This window comes from Thermohalobacter berrensis (genome assembly GCF_003609645.1).
Taxonomy (GTDB): domain Bacteria; phylum Bacillota; class Clostridia; order Tissierellales; family Thermohalobacteraceae; genus Thermohalobacter; species Thermohalobacter berrensis.
Genome location: NZ_MCIB01000023.1, coordinates 90,139 through 107,560, shown reverse-complemented (window position 1 = coordinate 107,560; position 17,422 = coordinate 90,139). Strand labels below are relative to the sequence as shown.

Annotated in this window: 17 protein-coding genes and 1 CRISPR repeat array; of the genes, 5 read left to right on the top strand and 12 right to left on the bottom strand. The window is 29.4% G+C overall.

Annotation, left to right across the window (positions count from 1 at the left end; translation table 11 throughout):
* Positions 1 to 2: 2 nt before the first annotated feature.
* From BET03_RS09485 to BET03_RS09465, 5 genes are all read right to left on the bottom strand, one after another.
* Positions 3 to 1,283 carry a four-carbon acid sugar kinase family protein gene (locus tag BET03_RS09485; RefSeq protein WP_120169712.1) on the bottom strand — a complete coding sequence of 427 codons (1,281 nt, stop codon included), beginning with the start codon at positions 1,281 to 1,283 and terminating at the stop codon, positions 3 to 5.
* Positions 1,284 to 1,307: 24 nt separating this feature from the next.
* Positions 1,308 to 2,255, bottom strand: a complete 948-nt coding sequence (locus tag BET03_RS09480; protein WP_120169710.1) for a 2-keto-3-deoxygluconate permease — start codon at positions 2,253 to 2,255, stop codon at positions 1,308 to 1,310.
* A 51-nt stretch (positions 2,256 to 2,306) separates the two neighbouring features.
* On the bottom strand, positions 2,307 to 3,464 hold the full coding sequence (locus BET03_RS09475; protein ID WP_120169708.1) for a UxaA family hydrolase: 1,158 nt from the start codon (positions 3,462 to 3,464) through the stop codon (positions 2,307 to 2,309).
* Between the two features lie 18 nt (positions 3,465 to 3,482).
* Positions 3,483 to 3,776, bottom strand: a complete 294-nt coding sequence (locus tag BET03_RS09470) for a UxaA family hydrolase (RefSeq protein WP_120169706.1) — start codon at positions 3,774 to 3,776, stop codon at positions 3,483 to 3,485.
* 147 nt (positions 3,777 to 3,923) lie between these two features.
* Positions 3,924 to 5,807, bottom strand: coding sequence for a sigma 54-interacting transcriptional regulator (locus tag BET03_RS09465; protein ID WP_120169704.1), 1,884 nt, complete (start codon positions 5,805 to 5,807; stop codon positions 3,924 to 3,926).
* 530 nt (positions 5,808 to 6,337) lie between these two features.
* A CRISPR array of direct repeats spans positions 6,338 to 7,915; the repeat unit is 30 nt; unit sequence GTTTCAATTCCTTATAGGTAGTCTAGTAAC.
* Between the two features lie 427 nt (positions 7,916 to 8,342).
* On the opposite strand from BET03_RS09465, the gene BET03_RS09460 reads away from it, so the two are divergent.
* Complete coding sequence (locus BET03_RS09460) at positions 8,343 to 8,804, top strand: helix-turn-helix domain-containing protein (protein ID WP_120169702.1); 462 nt, start codon at positions 8,343 to 8,345, stop codon at positions 8,802 to 8,804.
* 104 nt (positions 8,805 to 8,908) lie between these two features.
* Here the strand turns inward: BET03_RS09460 and BET03_RS09455 are convergent, their stop codons facing one another.
* Together BET03_RS09455 and BET03_RS09450 are read right to left on the bottom strand one after the other, a co-directional pair.
* On the bottom strand, positions 8,909 to 9,466 hold the full coding sequence (locus tag BET03_RS09455; RefSeq protein ID WP_120169700.1) for a hypothetical protein: 558 nt from the start codon (positions 9,464 to 9,466) through the stop codon (positions 8,909 to 8,911).
* A gap of 104 nt (positions 9,467 to 9,570) precedes the next feature.
* Complete coding sequence (locus BET03_RS09450; RefSeq protein ID WP_120169698.1) at positions 9,571 to 10,365, bottom strand: hypothetical protein; 795 nt, start codon at positions 10,363 to 10,365, stop codon at positions 9,571 to 9,573.
* A 90-nt stretch (positions 10,366 to 10,455) separates the two neighbouring features.
* Between BET03_RS09450 and BET03_RS09445 the strand changes: the two genes are divergently transcribed.
* The gene (locus BET03_RS09445; protein ID WP_279230380.1) at positions 10,456 to 11,514 is read left to right on the top strand and encodes an IS110 family RNA-guided transposase; all 1,059 of its coding nucleotides are present in this window, start codon (positions 10,456 to 10,458) and stop codon (positions 11,512 to 11,514) included.
* A gap of 618 nt (positions 11,515 to 12,132) precedes the next feature.
* Entirely contained in the window at positions 12,133 to 12,279 is a 147-nt protein-coding gene (locus tag BET03_RS13675) for a hypothetical protein (RefSeq protein ID WP_183108813.1), read from the top strand.
* Between the two features lie 162 nt (positions 12,280 to 12,441).
* Here the strand turns inward: BET03_RS13675 and BET03_RS09435 are convergent, their stop codons facing one another.
* Complete coding sequence (locus BET03_RS09435) at positions 12,442 to 13,002, bottom strand: hypothetical protein (RefSeq protein WP_120169694.1); 561 nt, start codon at positions 13,000 to 13,002, stop codon at positions 12,442 to 12,444.
* A gap of 14 nt (positions 13,003 to 13,016) precedes the next feature.
* Complete coding sequence (locus BET03_RS13845; protein WP_243096910.1) at positions 13,017 to 13,949, bottom strand: hypothetical protein; 933 nt, start codon at positions 13,947 to 13,949, stop codon at positions 13,017 to 13,019.
* A 732-nt stretch (positions 13,950 to 14,681) separates the two neighbouring features.
* Here BET03_RS13845 and BET03_RS09425 point away from each other — a divergent pair.
* The gene (locus tag BET03_RS09425) at positions 14,682 to 15,242 is read left to right on the top strand and encodes an ABC transporter ATP-binding protein (RefSeq protein WP_120169692.1); all 561 of its coding nucleotides are present in this window, start codon (positions 14,682 to 14,684) and stop codon (positions 15,240 to 15,242) included.
* 14 nt (positions 15,243 to 15,256) lie between these two features.
* Here the strand turns inward: BET03_RS09425 and BET03_RS09420 are convergent, their stop codons facing one another.
* Positions 15,257 to 15,949: a hypothetical protein gene (locus tag BET03_RS09420; RefSeq protein ID WP_120169690.1), complete on the bottom strand. Its 693-nt coding sequence runs from the start codon at positions 15,947 to 15,949 to the stop codon at positions 15,257 to 15,259.
* 143 nt (positions 15,950 to 16,092) lie between these two features.
* The gene (locus tag BET03_RS09415) at positions 16,093 to 16,359 is read right to left on the bottom strand and encodes a hypothetical protein (protein WP_147417152.1); all 267 of its coding nucleotides are present in this window, start codon (positions 16,357 to 16,359) and stop codon (positions 16,093 to 16,095) included.
* A gap of 276 nt (positions 16,360 to 16,635) precedes the next feature.
* On the opposite strand from BET03_RS09415, the gene BET03_RS09410 reads away from it, so the two are divergent.
* Complete coding sequence (locus BET03_RS09410; RefSeq protein ID WP_120169686.1) at positions 16,636 to 16,818, top strand: hypothetical protein; 183 nt, start codon at positions 16,636 to 16,638, stop codon at positions 16,816 to 16,818.
* 147 nt (positions 16,819 to 16,965) lie between these two features.
* Here BET03_RS09410 and BET03_RS09405 read toward each other — a convergent pair whose 3' ends face one another.
* Positions 16,966 to 17,334, bottom strand: coding sequence for an HIT family protein (locus BET03_RS09405; RefSeq protein ID WP_120169684.1), 369 nt, complete (start codon positions 17,332 to 17,334; stop codon positions 16,966 to 16,968).
* Between the last annotated feature and the right edge of the window lie 88 nt (positions 17,335 to 17,422).

The window sequence follows — 17,422 nt, the reverse complement described above, 5'->3', positions numbered from 1 at the left end:
TATCAACCTTTCTTTAAAAATTCAATAACTTTTATTATTGTATTTTCTGGTCCAAAGGCTCCAGCCTTCGTAACAATTGGAATATCACCAAATTGTTTGCTTATAAAATAACCATAGGGAATTGCTGGCAATATTTCATCTCCTATTATCGTTCCTGTTGCTTCCATAAGTTTTGCAGTTTTTATTGCAATATCTCCTCCTGTTAACATAAGCCCCTTAATTTCTAAGCTTTTACAAATTTCTTTACCAATTTCACCTAGAAACTGTGCTATTTTTTCACTAACTTCATAATTGTTTAATCCTTTTTTTAATCCAATTTTTCTTGCATATTCTACCTGTTTTCTACTTTTAGCTGATCTGATTATAACGTCTTTGTTACTTTTAATAGACTCTTTAACTAATTCTAATATTCTTATCTTTTCACTACTCCAATCTTCAAAAACTTTATCAATATTTATATCTATAACATCTATATCTAGTTCTTTTGTAGCGTAATTAATCTGTTTTCTTGTAATATCACTAACACTACCTGCAATAATTATTACACTACCTTCCCTTTCTTTTCTGTTATCTGACAGTTGTAGAACTTCAGGAAGAAATTCAGCTAATCCTGCAGAACCAACTATTACTACTTTTTCATCTAATAACTTAATAGATTTAGCTATATCTACTAAATTGTTATCATTTATAGCATCAATTACAACAATTTCTATTCCCCTTTTCCTTAAACTTCTTATTTCATTTTTTATATATTTAGGACCTTTTAATACGGTTTGAAGATTTATTGTACCTATTTTTTTATTTGTTTGTTGTGAGATAATTTCTGGTATATATGAGTGTTTTACTGGTGTTATAGGATCTTTTGCTATTTCTGTTTTTTCTAGTGGTATATTATTAACCATATGTATTGAACCTATTGTAGTTCTACCGTTTTGAGGTAAAGCAGGTACAACAATGGCTAGTTTACTATTACTTGCTTTTAATGTTGCTTCTATCTCACCTCCAATATTTCCCCTTAGAGTAGAATCTAATTTTTTGTATATATAGCTAACATTATTTTTCTTTAAGATACTGGCAGCCTTTGATACTTTTTCATAAGCTACATCTCTAGAATCAAAACGACTTTCTGTATCAATTACAAGAACATCTATTTTTTTTAATCCTTTACTAAGACTATTAATATCTATTATTACTCCCGTTTTTAAACCTTTTTTAGCAAATTGAACTCCTGTATCGTTTGAACCTGTAAGATCATCTGCTATTACAGCTATTTTAACACTCATATTGTAAACTCCTCCCTATTTAATTTATTGTGGTTGTTTTTGTAATTTTTTCTGTCTTCGTTTTACTACATAAGTTGTTAGGATTGGAGTTAGAAATGCAGTAGTAATCGTAGATGCTGCTACTTGTGGAGTAGCTATAGCTGCTATAGCTTTTAATGATGGATCTGCCATAGCTACTGCAGCAGGTGTAGCAACTGCATTCCCTGCTGTACTAGAGGCTGCAGCTCCTGCAATTCCAGATCCACCAGTTGCCTTATCTGCTAATACATTAAATATTCCTCCTACTACTGTTGTCATTACACCTAATAATACTCCAGGTAATCCTGCTTTAATAAGCATTTGGAAATTAATACCTGCCCCTAATGCAAAAGCAAAGAAAGGAATTAATACAGGACCTCCTTTAGTTAAAAACTCTTTCATTTTAGGGTCTAAATTTCCCAGAATCATTCCTACAATAATTGGTAATATTACAGCAATTAAAGCTTTTAAAGGAATACTTGCTATTCCAGCAGTTCCCAATGCTATCATTGTTAAGAACGGACCATCATTTACAGAAATTACCGCAATAGCTCCAATATCTGTCTCATCACCAAATTCTCCTGTTAAAGCTGCATAAAGTCCCCCATTTGTATTAGTCATTGCTGAAATTATAGCTAAAGCTGAAAGTCCAAACAACCCGTTTTCACCAAATAATTTGGCTACCATTAAACCAATAGCAACACCAACTAAAAACTTTGAAAGTGTTATAACTGCCCCTTTCTTTAAGGCCTTTGGTGCAGCTTTAAAAGTAATTCCTGCTCCCATACATACTAAGAAAACCCCTATTAGAGCACCTGCTCCTTTTGATATTGCAGTTGTAAAGCCTCCAATTTCTAGAACTTGAGGAAAGAAAGTATTCATAAATGCTCCCAATACTAACGGTATAACCATCATTCCCCCTGGAATTCTTTCAATAGACTCTTTAATTTTCATATAAATAACCTCCCTAGTAATTAATTAAGTTAAAGATAGAATTATATTAATTTAAAATGTTGGAGCAATTTTATAAATGCCAAACTCTCTATGTTTAAGTATTTCAGCTTTTGTTAATTTCCCATTACATACACTTACTATTTCATTAAATATTTCTTTTCCTACTTGTTTAATAGATACACCTTGATCTATAACCTTACCTGCATTAATATCAATATTATCAATCATGTTCTTAAAGGTATTACTATTACCTGTAATTTTGATAACCGGAGCAATAGGTGCCCCTGTAGGTGTACCTCTTCCTGTTGTAAATATAATAACTTGTGCTCCACCTGCTAACATTCCAGTAATTGACTCTATATCTTGACCAGGTGTATCCATTACATAAAAACCTTTATCCTCTGGTGGTTCTCCGTATTTAAGAACCCCTTGTATTGGGGCTGAACCTGCTTTATATATACACCCTAGGGATTTTTCTTCTATCGTCGTTACACCACCCTCTATATTACCTGGTGTTGGTTGACTTCCTCTAATATCCACACCTAAACTCATAGCTCTTTCCTCAGTTTTTTTAACTATATCTAATAGTTTCTGAGCTACCTTATCATTAACTGCTCTTTTGGCCAAAATGTGTTCTGCACCAATTAATTCTGTAGTTTCTGAAAGCATAGCTGTTCCTCCATAGTTTAAAAGCATATCAGAAGCTGTACCTGCCGCAGGATTAGCTGCTATACCTGAAGTTGTATCTGTGCCACCGCATTCTATTCCCAATGTTATTTCACTAATATCTACTTCTTCTCTAGGCATATTTAGTATCTTTTGAGCCATATTCTTAAGAATGCGTGTACCCTTCTCAATTGTTTTTAATGTTCCACCACATCCTTGTATAGTTATCATCTCTACAGGTTTTCCAGTTTTTCCTATCTCTTCAGCTATAAATGTTGGCTCAACACCTTCACAACCTAATCCTACAACTAAAACAGCACCAACATTTGGGTTATTTCCTAAACCTATTAGAGTACGCACGGTCTGTTGATGATCAGCCCCAACCTGACAACAACCATGTTGATGTGTTAACGCCACTGTACCTTCTACAAGATTGCTAATTCTTGTAGCTGTCTCACTAGCACAAACCGATGTTGGAAGAACAACGATGTGATTTCTTATACCTATTTTTCCATTTGGTCGTCTATAGCCCATAATTTTCATAATCAATCCCCCTTTTCCTTATCTAACTAAATCTCCTCTTCCTCTTTTACTTTCTACATTGTGAATATGTACATAGTCACCTTTTCTAATATTCCTAGTTGCTCTTCCTATTACTTCTCCATACTTTATTACATCTTCTCCCTTTGGAATATCAGTTAAAGATAGCTTATGTCCAAAAGGAATATTTTCATTTGAAGTTATTTCTAATAATTCTTTGTCTATCTTTACTGATACTGTTTCTCCTTTTTTAATATTGGATATTGCAGTAGCTACATTGTCTTTGAAGTTTGCTATAACTGCTTTAAACTTCAATAAAATCCCCCCTTTAGATTCATTCTACTTATATAAATCAGCAAATAATATGCCAACTTATTAAATCTGTATTTTTCTTAATTTTTTATTTTCTCAAATAAAAAAACTGCTGTATAATACATCACCTTCGATGCATTATACAGCAGTCTATTTTAATTTTCGGTTTATAGTTCCTCTATCTATTCCCAACCTTTTAGCAGTTTTAGTTTTATTATATCCCTCTTCCTTTAAAATCCTTTCAATTATTCTTTTTTCAATCTCTCTTAATGTGCCTCTTAATAATTCCTTTTCAATATTTTGTGAGATTTTCCTATGTGAATTTAATTCTCTTAAAGCCATATTTACATTATCTTTTTTAGCTAGCTTAGATTCACAAATTACAACTATTTTCTCAATTACATTCTGCAGTTCTCTAACATTTCCGGGCCAGTCATAATTTTCTAAAATTGTCAATACTTCAGAATCTATTCTTTCAATCTTTGAATTATATTTTTTCTTAAATTTCTCCAAAAAAACTTTTACTAATAATCTTATATCCTCTTTTCTCTCTCTTAATGGAGGTATTTTTAAATTAAGTACATTAAGTCTATAGTATAAGTCTTCTCTAAAGTTATCATTTATAACCTCCTGCCTTAAATCCTTATTAGTTGCCGCAATTATACGAACATCAACAGGTATTACCTTGTCATCACCTATTCGCATTACTTCTTTTTCTTGAATAACTCTTAATATTCTAGACTGCAACCTAATATCCATTTCACTTATTTCATCAAGAAATATTGTTCCATTATGGGCTAATTCAAATAGACCCTGTTTTCCTCCTTTTCTAGCTCCTGTAAAAGCTCCTTCCTGATAACCAAAAAGTTCACTTTCTAATAGATTACTTGGAAGTGCAGCACAGTTAATTGCAACAAAAGGGCCATTTTTTCTATCACTTTCATTATGAATTGCTTGGGCAAACAATTCTTTTCCTGTACCGCTTTCACCCTGTATAAGTACAGTTGAATTGATTAGACTATACTTTTTAGCTAACTTTATAGTATCTTTAATTATTTTACTTTTACCTTTAATGTCTTTAAATGTATGTTTAGCAATTAGTCCACGTTCAGAAAGTTGTTGTCTAATCTTCTGTTCTAATTCCTGTATTTTGGTTATATCTTGAAAGGTAGCTACTGCTCCAAGGATTTTATTTTCTATTATAATTGGTACGCGATTAGTTGCTATATAGGTTTTATCGATTTTCTGAATGCTGCCTAACTCCATTTTTCCTGTTTTTAATATATAAGGTAGTTTGGTATTAGGAATGGCTTCATTAATCTTTTTTCCTATAACTTCAGATGCAGGGATACCAAGAATTTTTTCAGCTGCTGCATTATAAACACCAATAATCCCTTTTTTATCTACTGCAATAATTCCTTCATGTGCAAAATTTAATATAGTTTGTAGCTGCTTCTTTTTTCTTCTTTCTTTTATTGTAAATTTGTACAATTCTATTGCTTCACTAATAGCATTAATCACAGCTTCTTTTCCTGAAACTATTAAGTCATAGTTTAAACCTAATTTTTTAGCTGTTTTAACTGAAATTGTATCTCCAATGACTACATCTATTCCTAGCTGAGCCGCTTTTCTTATTTTGCTATAAGCATCTTCTTTCTTTTCAATAACAAAATAATAAATATTTAAACCTAAAATATCTCCTATTGTTCTGGCACCACTTATAACATTACTATATCCTACTACTGCTATACGTTTCCTGCTCCCTATATATTTACTTAAAACTCTTAAAAGATCATACCCTGTAACTTTTATTTCTACTACTGATATATCAACATTTTCCTTTATTAATTGTGCAGTACCACCACGACTAATTACAATTTCTTTTTTGTTTTTTCTAGCCAGCTTTGCCTCTTTCACACCATTCCATAAATCTCCAATAGTAGTATCAATATTAATATTTAACTCTTGAAGTACTTCATCTGATATATGTTTTAGTTCTTTATAAGGAGCTATAATTTGAATATTCTCATTCATTTTCCTCCCCCAATTTATTCAATATTAACTTAACTTTAATTAAACAAGCAACCTTTTATTTTATCTATATTCGATTAAATACCCTTATTATTAGTGTAAAAATATTAATTATTAAATAAAAAAACTACTCAAACTATACAACACTTAATGGTTATTATAGTTTGAGTAGCCCATATTTCTTTCTAAACTTTTTTTAGTTTTTATTCTAGATTTTCAATTCCTTACGTGAAGTGCTTTTTAACTAAAACATACTCTTTCCTTCATCTTTAAATTTAAAATTCACAATTCAGAACTTAAAATTGATTTTACGTTCCTTATAGTCAGTCCTACTGGAATGTAAAATTTAAAGTTTAAAATTTAGAATTTAAAATTACTTCTTAAAATATTTTTTTGTACCTATTCTCCTTTCTTTATATTTCACATTTTTTGTCCTATTTTTCATTTTATATTTTCAATTTTCAATTACTTACGTTTCTCATAGGTACTCTAGTAACATTATAAAAATTGAGGGGTAGTTTACCCATCTTTATGTTTCAATTCCTCATAGGTAGTCTAGTAACGCAGGATCCAGTTGATCCCATCCTTCAAAAGCTTCATCGTTTCAATTCCTTATAGGTAGTCTAGTAACATACATATAAAACCTCCTTACTTCAATTTTTCTTTGATGTTTCAATTCCTTATAGGTAGTCTAGTAACTTGTTGGTGTTGCTATTGATAATTTAGAGCTATATGAGTTTCAATTCCTTATAGGTAGTCTAGTAACATGACTTATTAGAAAAAACAGAGGGGGTTGAGTGATGAGTTTCAATTCCTTATAGGTAGTCTAGTAACGGAAGGTAAAACGGATAGCATATTCCAGTTTGAAAGGTTTCAATTCCTTATAGGTAGTCTAGTAACTGCTATATTTTCATATTTACAAGCCTATTATTTATTAGTTTCAATTCCTTATAGGTAGTCTAGTAACAGATGTAACAGCTGATTATTTGGTAGAAAAATATGGATTGTTTCAATTCCTTATAGGTAGTCTAGTAACAGAGGGATTTAGGAAAGTTATGACTCACTGGGAAGATGGTTTCAATTCCTTATAGGTAGTCTAGTAACATTACTATATATATCGAACACTTCATCTATTTTTTTATGTTTCAATTCCTTATAGGTAGTCTAGTAACTAAGACAGCTTTACTTACTAATTTTGCGAACTGTTCAGTTTCAATTCCTTATAGGTAGTCTAGTAACGCCGGTGTAATCTTTATTTGGAGCATATATCTTAGCCAGTTTCAATTCCTTATAGGTAGTCTAGTAACTGATATGTTACCTGATGAAGAAAAAGCAATCTATGAGTTTCAATTCCTTATAGGTAGTCTAGTAACATAGTGTAATTTATAAAAGGTAATTCATCAATTTTAAGTTTCAATTCCTTATAGGTAGTCTAGTAACCTTGTAAATCTCGGAGTCCTCCAACTCTGAAATATCGGTTTCAATTCCTTATAGGTAGTCTAGTAACCAACAACAATTTCTACATGGATAAAAACACAAAGGGAGTTTCAATTCCTTATAGGTAGTCTAGTAACGAAACTACAATGTTCGGCTAGCTTGTGAAACTTCTTTCGTTTCAATTCCTTATAGGTAGTCTAGTAACCAAAAAGTAATTAATTTATGTAAGTATTTAAAAGATGGTTTCAATTCCTTATAGGTAGTCTAGTAACTCACCTCAACATTCACATTTATTGTTGAAGGAACAGTTTCAATTCCTTATAGGTAGTCTAGTAACGTTGGGAATTAGTTTCGAAGATTTAGCATGTAGAGGTTTCAATTCCTTATAGGTAGTCTAGTAACGCAATATCTAGACTAGACGAAGATGAAAGACAGGTTAGTTTCAATTCCTTATAGGTAGTCTAGTAACCAAAATAGACCTAGGAGGTTTTTGGTTTTTTAGTGATAGTTTCAATTCCTTATAGGTAGTCTAGTAACAGGTAGAAAACACAGCAATATTCCTGCGAATAGTGTTGAGTTTCAATTCCTTATAGGTAGTCTAGTAACTCACTATCAAACTGATACATTGTCCTATATCCTGTATTGTTTCAATTCCTTATAGGTAGTCTAGTAACCATTACATATATTGATTTTATCAGGTTTACTATTTTTTGTCAATTTAGTTTTTTCCACTTTTTTCTATAACTTTCTTCCTTATAAATACCCTTTAATCCCTTCAAAACACTATATTACAGCTACTTTTATCTTCAAAAACAAAAAGTCGTCGATCCCCAAGGCTTTTTGCACTACTGGAGGTCGACGACTTTTTGACCTAACTATTTTTATGCTATTATTCGTTATAAATATTTACATATTTTGTTTAGGAGAATTTTTTACTAAATTTAATATAAAATCTTTTAATACTACTAGTATATCAGAGCTTTTTTAAATTTTTATTCAATAAAATTCAAACAGATATTAATTGTATTTATCTAACCTACCTAAATCTCCCGTATAAAAACCTTATTCCTGTCAATAATTTTTATCAAGGAGGTGAAGGACATGCTTAATGTATATGTAGAAATGGGTAAAAAAATCAGAAAATATAGAAAAGCAAAAAAACTATCCACACCTGAATTAGCAAAACGTCTTGATGTATCAACAGGGCTTGTTAATAATATTGAAAATGGGAGAAATGATGTTTTTAAGTTAGAATTATTGCTGAGAATCTGTAAAGAATTAAATGTTTCTTTAGGAGAGCTATTACAATCAAATTCTTTTGATATTCGAGATTTAAGTTTACAAGAAGATTTAATAAAAATGTATAAAAGTCAAATTCAATCAAATAGTACCAATATAAAGTACATAAATAAAAAACTTAATGATATTTTTTCCTCCTATTTAGCTGCCATAGCAAAATTTGACTATAACCCAGAGATTATAGAGTATATTACTAATCATATACTTGAAGAACTATACTTTATTAAAAACCTTGATACTTTTGAAAGTAAGGTCTCTGTCTAAACTAAAAAAAGTCAGAGGAATATTGGTATCCTCTGGCTTTTGAGCTTGAATTTATTCAATTTTAATGTGACAAATGAAACGTCCCTTTGTCATCTATATTGACATCACTTTAATGCACTTATCTTAGCATATGATTTTTTATCATTAATTAATAATTCTATATATAGAATATCTTTATAATCATCAAATAATTCTTTTTCTTTTTCACTTAAATTATTTAAATGCTTTATAAGCGTTCCCATACCAATGTTTATTCTTTCACCTGGTTTCAAAATAACATCTTTCTTCCTTGGACCTAAAGTAGTTGCACCGTATACTATTGTAGAAGATAACTCGTCAGGTATAAACAATTTAAGGTTTATTTTTATATTTTCACTACTAATATTTTCAACTATTACCGTATAAACAATGTTACATAGTTTATTATCAAGAACCTGTTCTTCTGTTGTTTTATTAAATAAAATCTTACTTGGTTTCATTTTAACATTTACATAATTCTCATAATCTATTTCAGACTTTTTCTCTTTTAGCATAAATTTAATATCTTTAACATTCTTAGAAAAACTAGGAGCTTGTTCACAACCACTAATAGTGTTTATAACAACAAATAGAAACGCTAATATTATTACTGAACTGCCATAACTTAAATTTCTCTTTTCCATATTATCTTCTCCTCTTTTATAATATAACAGCATAATAAATTTCTAAAATTTATTATGCTGTTATATCTATTTTTTAACCTTTATAAACTAATATTCCTTTAGACTTAATAACTTTCTCTATAAGTTTTGTCATATATCCAACATTCATAAGCTATATCTGCTAAACTAGAGTAATCCATATAATTAGGAGCTTTAGCTATTTCTTCAGGAGGAAAACCATTGTTATGTGAAAAACTATATGCTTTCCATCTAAACTCTCCTACTGAATCCAAATAAGCAAACATTGCATAATGTTTATAATAATACTTACTTAAACTCTCTCCTACCCACTTCCATGAATCGCTATAATCATACACATACAGATCATGCCAAAAGTATCTATAAGCATATCTTGTTTCAACATCTACTTGTTTACTTCTATTTATTGTACTTAAATCAGAATAAATTGCTTTAAGTGCACTGTAAATATCTGAACCTATCTTATAAACATCGCCTATTCCGGGTATTTTCTCTATTATTTTAATTGAAGCATATTTAAACGTTTTGAAGCTAGTAAAAGATTTATCTGTAGTTGTAGTGTAACCACTTTCATCCCCTAAAGTATCTATAATATTTACTGTTCCATACGTGGGTACTGGTGCATAAGTAGAAGTTTCAATATCTCCTAAATCAGTAGTATCACGATTTAAGTTTGTATTTTCAGTTTTAAGTATTTTTCCAGTTAATTTAGAAGGAATAATTCTTACTGTATTTAGGATATAAGTATCTTCTTTTTCAAGTCTATCTCTTGTTTCTTTTGGTATATTTATTGTATAATCATCATTTATAGCAAAAGATAAAGGTGAACTACTACATGTATAAATAAAAAATACAATTAAAAGCAATGATATTTTTTTCATTTTAATACCTCCTCGTATAATATGTTTAGAGATATAAATCTCCAACTTTAATAACACAAAACTGATTTTTCATAACAATGTAGTCCATTCATTTTACCCTTTACAGAGAGTGGTTCTCATGTTAAGCTATTTGGCTACACAGACACTTTCCCTGAACTAAATAAACTAGATACCAAAGTTTATACAATCAATCCAAAACTTATTAAAAAATTTAAAGAGTCTTATGTGGATTTGGATAAGACAGATAAGATTGATGCTTTTATCATAGCTGACCGTCTACGCTTTGGTAAATTACCTTTAACTGTAATCATGCAAGAACAATATATTGCTCTTCAAAGGCTCATTAGAATGAGATTTCGTCTCGTTCAAAATCTTACTAGAGAAAAGCAATATTTCCTTCAAAATTTGTTCTTTAAATGCAGTGCATTTAAAACTGAAGTTGAAACTTCAGCATTGGGCAATGCCATTATGGAACTACTTATGGAAAAATATAGCCTTGATGAAATTAGTTCCATGGACATTAAAGTTCTTGCAGATTATTTAAAAGAAAAAGGCAAAAATCGATTCTCTGACTCAGAAAAAGTAGCAAATTGCATTCAAAAAGCTGCTCGTTCTTCCTATAGGCTATCTAAATGTGTTGAGAACTCTATAGATGTGCTTTTAGCTACTTCAATAGAGTCAATTCGTAGTATTAAATCTCAAATCAAGCAACTAGATAAATCTATAGCTAAACTTCTTGATGGTATACCAAATACAATTCAAACAATACCAGGTATTGGACCTGTTTACTGTTCTGGTATTTTAGCCGAAATCGGTGATATTCATCGTTTTAAAAGTCAAGCTTCAATAGCCAAATATGCTGGCCTTACTTGGTCTAAGAAGCATCAATCTGGCAAATTTAAAGCCAATGAAATTAACATGATACGTTATGGTAACAGATATCTTCGATATTACCTTGTTAAGGCTGCCATTTCGGTAAAAAATCATGAATCTGGATTTAATGCTTATTACCATAAAAAGTATCATGAAGTACCAAAACATCAGCACAAAAGAGCCCTCGTGTTAACTGCAAGAAAATTAGTGCGATTGGTTGATGCGCTGCTACGCAACGACCAAATCTATTCGCCAAAAAGGAAGGTGAATAGATAGGCTGACGCCTGCACAATTTCCTTTACTCACACCCAGTTTTTACCGATTTGGACTGAGCTAGTTTCGTGATGTCTTTTTTGCTGGCTAACAGCTAAAAGATCAATATTTATTTTGTTTTCTCCCTTAACATATTACCGTAGGACTTATATTTACACCGTAGTGTTAAAGGTATAGAGTAATTCTTGCACTCTAATCTTGATATTCGCACCAATTTAAAATAAAATTTAATTGACTCCCCTATAAATCTGCTATTAAACATGCTTGTAGCATTCAATTGAGTTAGTAGGTTTTTTTCATTTGGTGCTCTTGGATATATCACATAATCACCTCCTTTTTGATTCTTATACTAAAATTACATGATTAAGCTGTAATTTCCTGTCTAAAAGTTTATTTAACCATATTCAAGGCATATTTAGGCATATTTAGCCATATTTTAATCATTAAATGTGTAAAAGTTGGCTTATTTAATAATTTTTCTTTAGAATTTTAGTTATTGTACAACACTATAAATTTTTTCAATTAATTTTCTTTTAAAATTGTTTTTAAAAAATAGTGCTACTCACATTACTAGAGTGTTTTATACGACTACATAAAAATTGAAAGTAAAAAATATGACAAATGAAACGTCCCATTGTCATATATTTAGCTGCCTTAGCAAAATTTGACTATAACCCAGAGATTATAGAGTATATTACCAATCATATACTTGAAGAACTATACTTTATTAAAAACCTTGATACTTTTGAAAGTAAGGTCTCTGTCTAAACTAAAAAAAGTCAGAGGAATATTGGTATCCTCTGGCTTTTGAGCTTGGATTTATTCAATTTTAATGTGACAAATGAAACGTCCCTTTGTCATACGTCCCTTTGTCATATAATAACACAAAGGGACAGTCCCCTTGTGTTACTGTCCCCTTGTATTTTTCTACTATTTTAACCCTTCTTCTATTATTTTGATTAATTCATTTGACTCCCCTGCACTATTTTTATACCATAGCAAATTCTTTTTCTCTTCTTCTTTTTCTTCATGTATTGGATTCATATATCCTTCAAAAAACTTTTCAATTTCTTCATAGGTTTTTAAGCTTTTTTCCTGATTCTTCTTTATCTTCTGGATCAAAATATCTATCTCTTTTTCTTTTCCATTTTGCTTAATAAGTTTTCTGAGTTCTTTTAGGTCTTTCTCTGTATTATCAAGAAAAGATGTTACTTGAGAAAAACCTCTTACTCCACTATAAGCAAAGCTTTTAGCAGTAATTACATGTTCAATTGTTTCAGCTAAACCTACCTCATCTATATTATTGCTATCTTGTAGTTCACCCAACACTCTTCTGGGAACTATTACTAAAGCAATTTGTTCGATATGACGAATACGTTGACCATATTCTATTTTAATTTCTAGATTTTTCTTATATTGATAAATGTTAAAAATGCTTAATACGATTATTATAGAAATTAGTATTATAATTAAAATTTCATTTTTTCTCATAATTTCCCCTCTTTTTAATCTACAACTGTTAAATTAAAATAATCTTGTGCCCTTTCACTTTCATAATAGTTATAAACATAACCTCCCAATGGAACGTGATATCTTTCTTTATATTGCATTTCAGCATAGAAATCACCTTCAACTTTTCCTTGATGTGCATTTAACCCAACTATAAAAATTTCAACGTCTTTATCATCATAATCCATTTCTAAGTCTGTCCCTGCCTGAATTTCTATACTAGGTTGCAAAACACTATCAACAACGTTTAAAGAACCTTTACCATCATTAAGCGCAGCATCAAGTGTGCTAGTTGGTATACCAAATAAACTTAAAACATCGTACAGTATTCTATAGACAAATACATCTGAACCATCATCATCCTCGGCTGGGTGAGTACCAGTAGAGTGTCCTTCTTCAAAATAAAATCCAGCCCTAACCTCATACAATTCTACTGCTTCACTAAAACCATCATAATTATTTAAAGCTACTTCTATATCTTCTGCATAGGATCTACCCTTTAAAAGTAATAATTCCCCATTATTTTCTTCTTGATACAATTTTACCCTTACTCCATACACATCATCAATCTTAGAACTATCCATATATGCTGTTTCAGATTTTACATAATCGAAAGTACGTGTTGTTGACATCAAATTAACAGTTTCTTCATTATTTATTAAATTAAATTCTGATATATTTGATTTTTTCTTTTCTGTTACTTTAAGTCTTTTTTCTTCTATCTCTTTCATATCATTTTCTGAAATAACAGGTTTTCCAAATATCATTACGGATGAATCAGACTCATTATATATATTCATAGATAGACTCACTTTATTATTTTTATTAGCAAATCCAATTAATAATTTATATTCACTATCTTCAATTACTATATTCCCTTCAAGTGATCCTTCTATTAATTCACCTGATTTAAGTTGAATTTTTTCCACTTCTCCCTCAGCTTTAAAATCATATTTATTTCCTTCAATTTCAAGTTGACCTTTTACAACAGCAATTCCTATTTTTTCCCCTTTTTTAAATTCGGTAAAATAATCATAAGATACTTTAGTTTCTGATTTTTCTGTAGATTTAACTTTGATACCAAGATTCCGTTTTATATTTTCTATTGAAATTGACTTACCATGAACTTTTTCCAGTTTAGATTCATTTTTGTTTGAAATAGCATATGAACTTTGAAAACATCCTAATAGTAAAACTGTTATTAATGTAAATATTAATATTTTTTCATCTTTTTATCCTCTCCTTTCATATTTTAAAAATTATCATCACTATATATTTCTACGCAACATGTTTATAACTTCCTATTTGAAAATTTGTAATTTTTTAATAGGAGATTATTTTCATTTGGTGGTCTTGGATATAACATCTTTTTCCCCTCCTTCCAATTAAATAAATATAATAATTATAAAATTTTTTAACTTTATGTGAATAACGTTGTTGTTAGGTTCACTTCAGTTAACTTAATCATACTATTTATGGATATATTTGTAAATTACTTTTCGCAATATTATAAATTTTTGGGTCCGTTTTCCTATTTTATAAATTTTAGTAAGTAATCTTTAAAACAAATTTTATTTTCATACACCTATCACACCTTACATGCTTCCTGAATAATATAATATATGCAGTTAGGCTGACTATCTCCTTAAGGAGGCATAGCGATGAACCCAGGGAAAGCTGTTGAAATCAAAAATGTAAGTATGATATACCATACCCTTGATGGTGAAACTGAAGCTATAAAAGACTTATCTTTAGATATATATCACGGAGAAATAGTTGCTTTGATAGGGCCTAGTGGTTGCGGTAAATCTACCTTATTATCTATAGTAGCTGGGCTTCTTAAGCCATCTAAAGGAAAAGTATTTGTCAATGGTAATGAAGTAAAAGGAACTAGTGGAGATATAGGATATATGTTTCAAAGGGACCACTTATTTGAGTGGAGAACCATTTATCAAAATTCCATTATAGGTTTAGAGATACAAAATAAATTAACCGATGAAAAGAAAAAGTTTGTTGAAAGTCTATTAGACACCTATGGTTTGGGAGAATTTAAGGATCATTATCCCAGACAGTTATCAGGTGGTATGAGACAAAGGGCAGCTCTTATAAGGACTCTAGCTTTAAAGCCTGAAATTCTACTACTAGATGAATCCTTTTCTGCCCTAGACTATCAAACTAGACTGACAATCGCTGATGAAATAGGTACTTGCCGTTCACAATAGGATTTACCTTATTTTTATTTAATCGATATTGATAGAATATTACTTTCTAATTCAAGTCTTTTTCTTAATTTCTCTGAAATTTCTATTTTAATTTCCGTTCCCTTAGGCACATTTTTAAATTGATATGACATTGAGTCTACAACTGTACCTGAAGCCGCTGCTTCAAAATAGTCATCATAATTTTTTACTTTTATATTATCACTCCAGTTCCCTATTAAAACTTCTTCAAATATTTTCTCATATTTATCTGTCGCTTTTACTACATGATAAAGCTTATTATGTTCGCTAAATACTACATTAAAATTTGAATTATTCAATGTAATTTTACCATTTTTAGGAACAGAAAGTCTTTTGTCTTTTTTATCATCATTTTCACTATATACTATTGATAGTGTATACCACCACTCTTTTTCAATAATTTCCTTTATTTCATCTTCACTTAGTTTTTCTAACATAAAATCAATAGATTTTACATAGTAATCTCTCTCCTCTTCTAACCGTTTAATAAATACTTGTTTTTTTCTTAAATTTTCTTCTAATTTTGAAATTTCTTTTTTGAGCTTATCCACTTCTTCATTAGTTTTATTATCTGTAGTTGTTTGAATTGTAGATTCTTCTGTAACTACTTTTGAGTTAAGATTATCACAACCAGTAAACAATACAATATTAAATAATAAAATTAGCATATAAAGATATAATTTTTTCATATTTTTACCCCCTTGTATTTTGGATAGTATAAAATATTTTGTTAATTAACATATTTATTTTTAACAATATTATTCAGTTTTTTTATATTTAATATGCTATTAATTATATAGTATACTAAAGTTTAGATTTTAATTTTAAAATTTCATTGATGATAAAATTCAATTACCAAATATTTAATTTCATTTTTATTTATAACTCTAAAAATACACTCATTTTTTATACTCTTTCTAAACAATGTATAATATAGGTGTTCATTATCATTATTAGTTAAATTAATTTTTTCATTCTTATCCAGATCATAGTAATAAATGTTTGAAAAATTATTCAAGTCATTAAAAAATGAAATAATAATTTTATCATTAACTAGTGCCATTGATAGAATATCCTTATCTTTTTCAATTTTTTCCAATCTACCTGTTTCATGGTAAAATACATATAAATTACTTTTATACCGTGACAGACTATCTGCCTACTTGTCTAATTCCCCTTTTTATTCATCCTCTTTCCAATCTTCTGTATAAATTTATTAATTCCTTTGAATTTGAGTAATAAATTCAACCTTTTTCTAGTATTTTTGTATTGAAAATTCTTGTAAAAGGTTAGTGGTAATAATGAAAACTGAATTGAATCGTGAGGCTACTAAAATTACCCTTGATATGCTTAATGAAGGAAAAGGAAAGCAAAGTTGAGCAAGGGAAAAAAATTTGTAAATTCTTTAGCTTCAAATGCTGGTAAAAATATTGCAAATGAAAAAGTTGTTTCTAATCATAAATCAACTAAACCAAACTTAAATGAATTAAATGAAAATATTAAAGGTTTATTCTTCAAAATAAACAAGCTAGAAAATAGTATTAGTAAATTAAATTAAGAACTTAAATTGTTAAGAGAAGAAAGAGAAAAACAAAAAGAAAAAACTTCAAAATTAATTGATAATATAATAAATGTACTTAATGAGTATAGTTCCAAAGAAGATTAATTTTATTCATAATTTAAATCTAAAAGATATTATACAGTTTTAGTATATTCTTTTGCTAGGTATAACTCCCCTAACTCCTCCAGTTGGATCATCTATATCCCCTTTATATCTTGGTATTAAATGTACATGCAAATGCATTATAGTTTGTCCTGCTTCTTTACCACAATTTATACCTATGTTATATCCATCAGGTTTATACTTTTTATCCAAGTATCTTTTACATTCCTCTAATAATTCCATTATAGCTATTTTTTCTTCATCCTTAGTCTGAAAATAATTTTCAATATGTCTTTTAGTAATTATCAACATATGTCCTTTACTTACAGGATATTTGTCATATATCGCAAATGCTAAATTATTTTCTAATATAATATTTAAACTTTCTATATTACAAAATGTACATCCCATAGAATTACCTCCAATAATTTTAGCCATCGACACTTATTAAGAGTTGAATATAATGCTATTGTAATCTTGCTCATAGACTTGGTTACTA

Coding starts and splice junctions, on each gene's coding strand:
- BET03_RS09485 (WP_120169712.1), bottom strand. CDS start 1,283: ATGAGTGTTAAAATAGCTGTAATAGCAGATGATCTTACAGGTTCAAAC.
- BET03_RS09480 (WP_120169710.1), bottom strand. CDS start 2,255: ATGAAAATTAAAGAGTCTATTGAAAGAATTCCAGGGGGAATGATGGTT.
- BET03_RS09475 (WP_120169708.1), bottom strand. CDS start 3,464: ATGAAAATTATGGGCTATAGACGACCAAATGGAAAAATAGGTATAAGA.
- BET03_RS09465 (WP_120169704.1), bottom strand. CDS start 5,807: ATGAATGAGAATATTCAAATTATAGCTCCTTATAAAGAACTAAAACAT.
- BET03_RS09460 (WP_120169702.1), top strand. CDS start 8,343: ATGCTTAATGTATATGTAGAAATGGGTAAAAAAATCAGAAAATATAGA.
- BET03_RS09455 (WP_120169700.1), bottom strand. CDS start 9,466: ATGGAAAAGAGAAATTTAAGTTATGGCAGTTCAGTAATAATATTAGCG.
- BET03_RS09450 (WP_120169698.1), bottom strand. CDS start 10,365: ATGAAAAAAATATCATTGCTTTTAATTGTATTTTTTATTTATACATGT.
- BET03_RS13675 (WP_183108813.1), top strand. CDS start 12,133: ATGAAACGTCCCATTGTCATATATTTAGCTGCCTTAGCAAAATTTGAC.
- BET03_RS09435 (WP_120169694.1), bottom strand. CDS start 13,002: ATGAGAAAAAATGAAATTTTAATTATAATACTAATTTCTATAATAATC.
- BET03_RS09425 (WP_120169692.1), top strand. CDS start 14,682: ATGAACCCAGGGAAAGCTGTTGAAATCAAAAATGTAAGTATGATATAC.
- BET03_RS09420 (WP_120169690.1), bottom strand. CDS start 15,949: ATGAAAAAATTATATCTTTATATGCTAATTTTATTATTTAATATTGTA.
- BET03_RS09405 (WP_120169684.1), bottom strand. CDS start 17,334: ATGGGATGTACATTTTGTAATATAGAAAGTTTAAATATTATATTAGAA.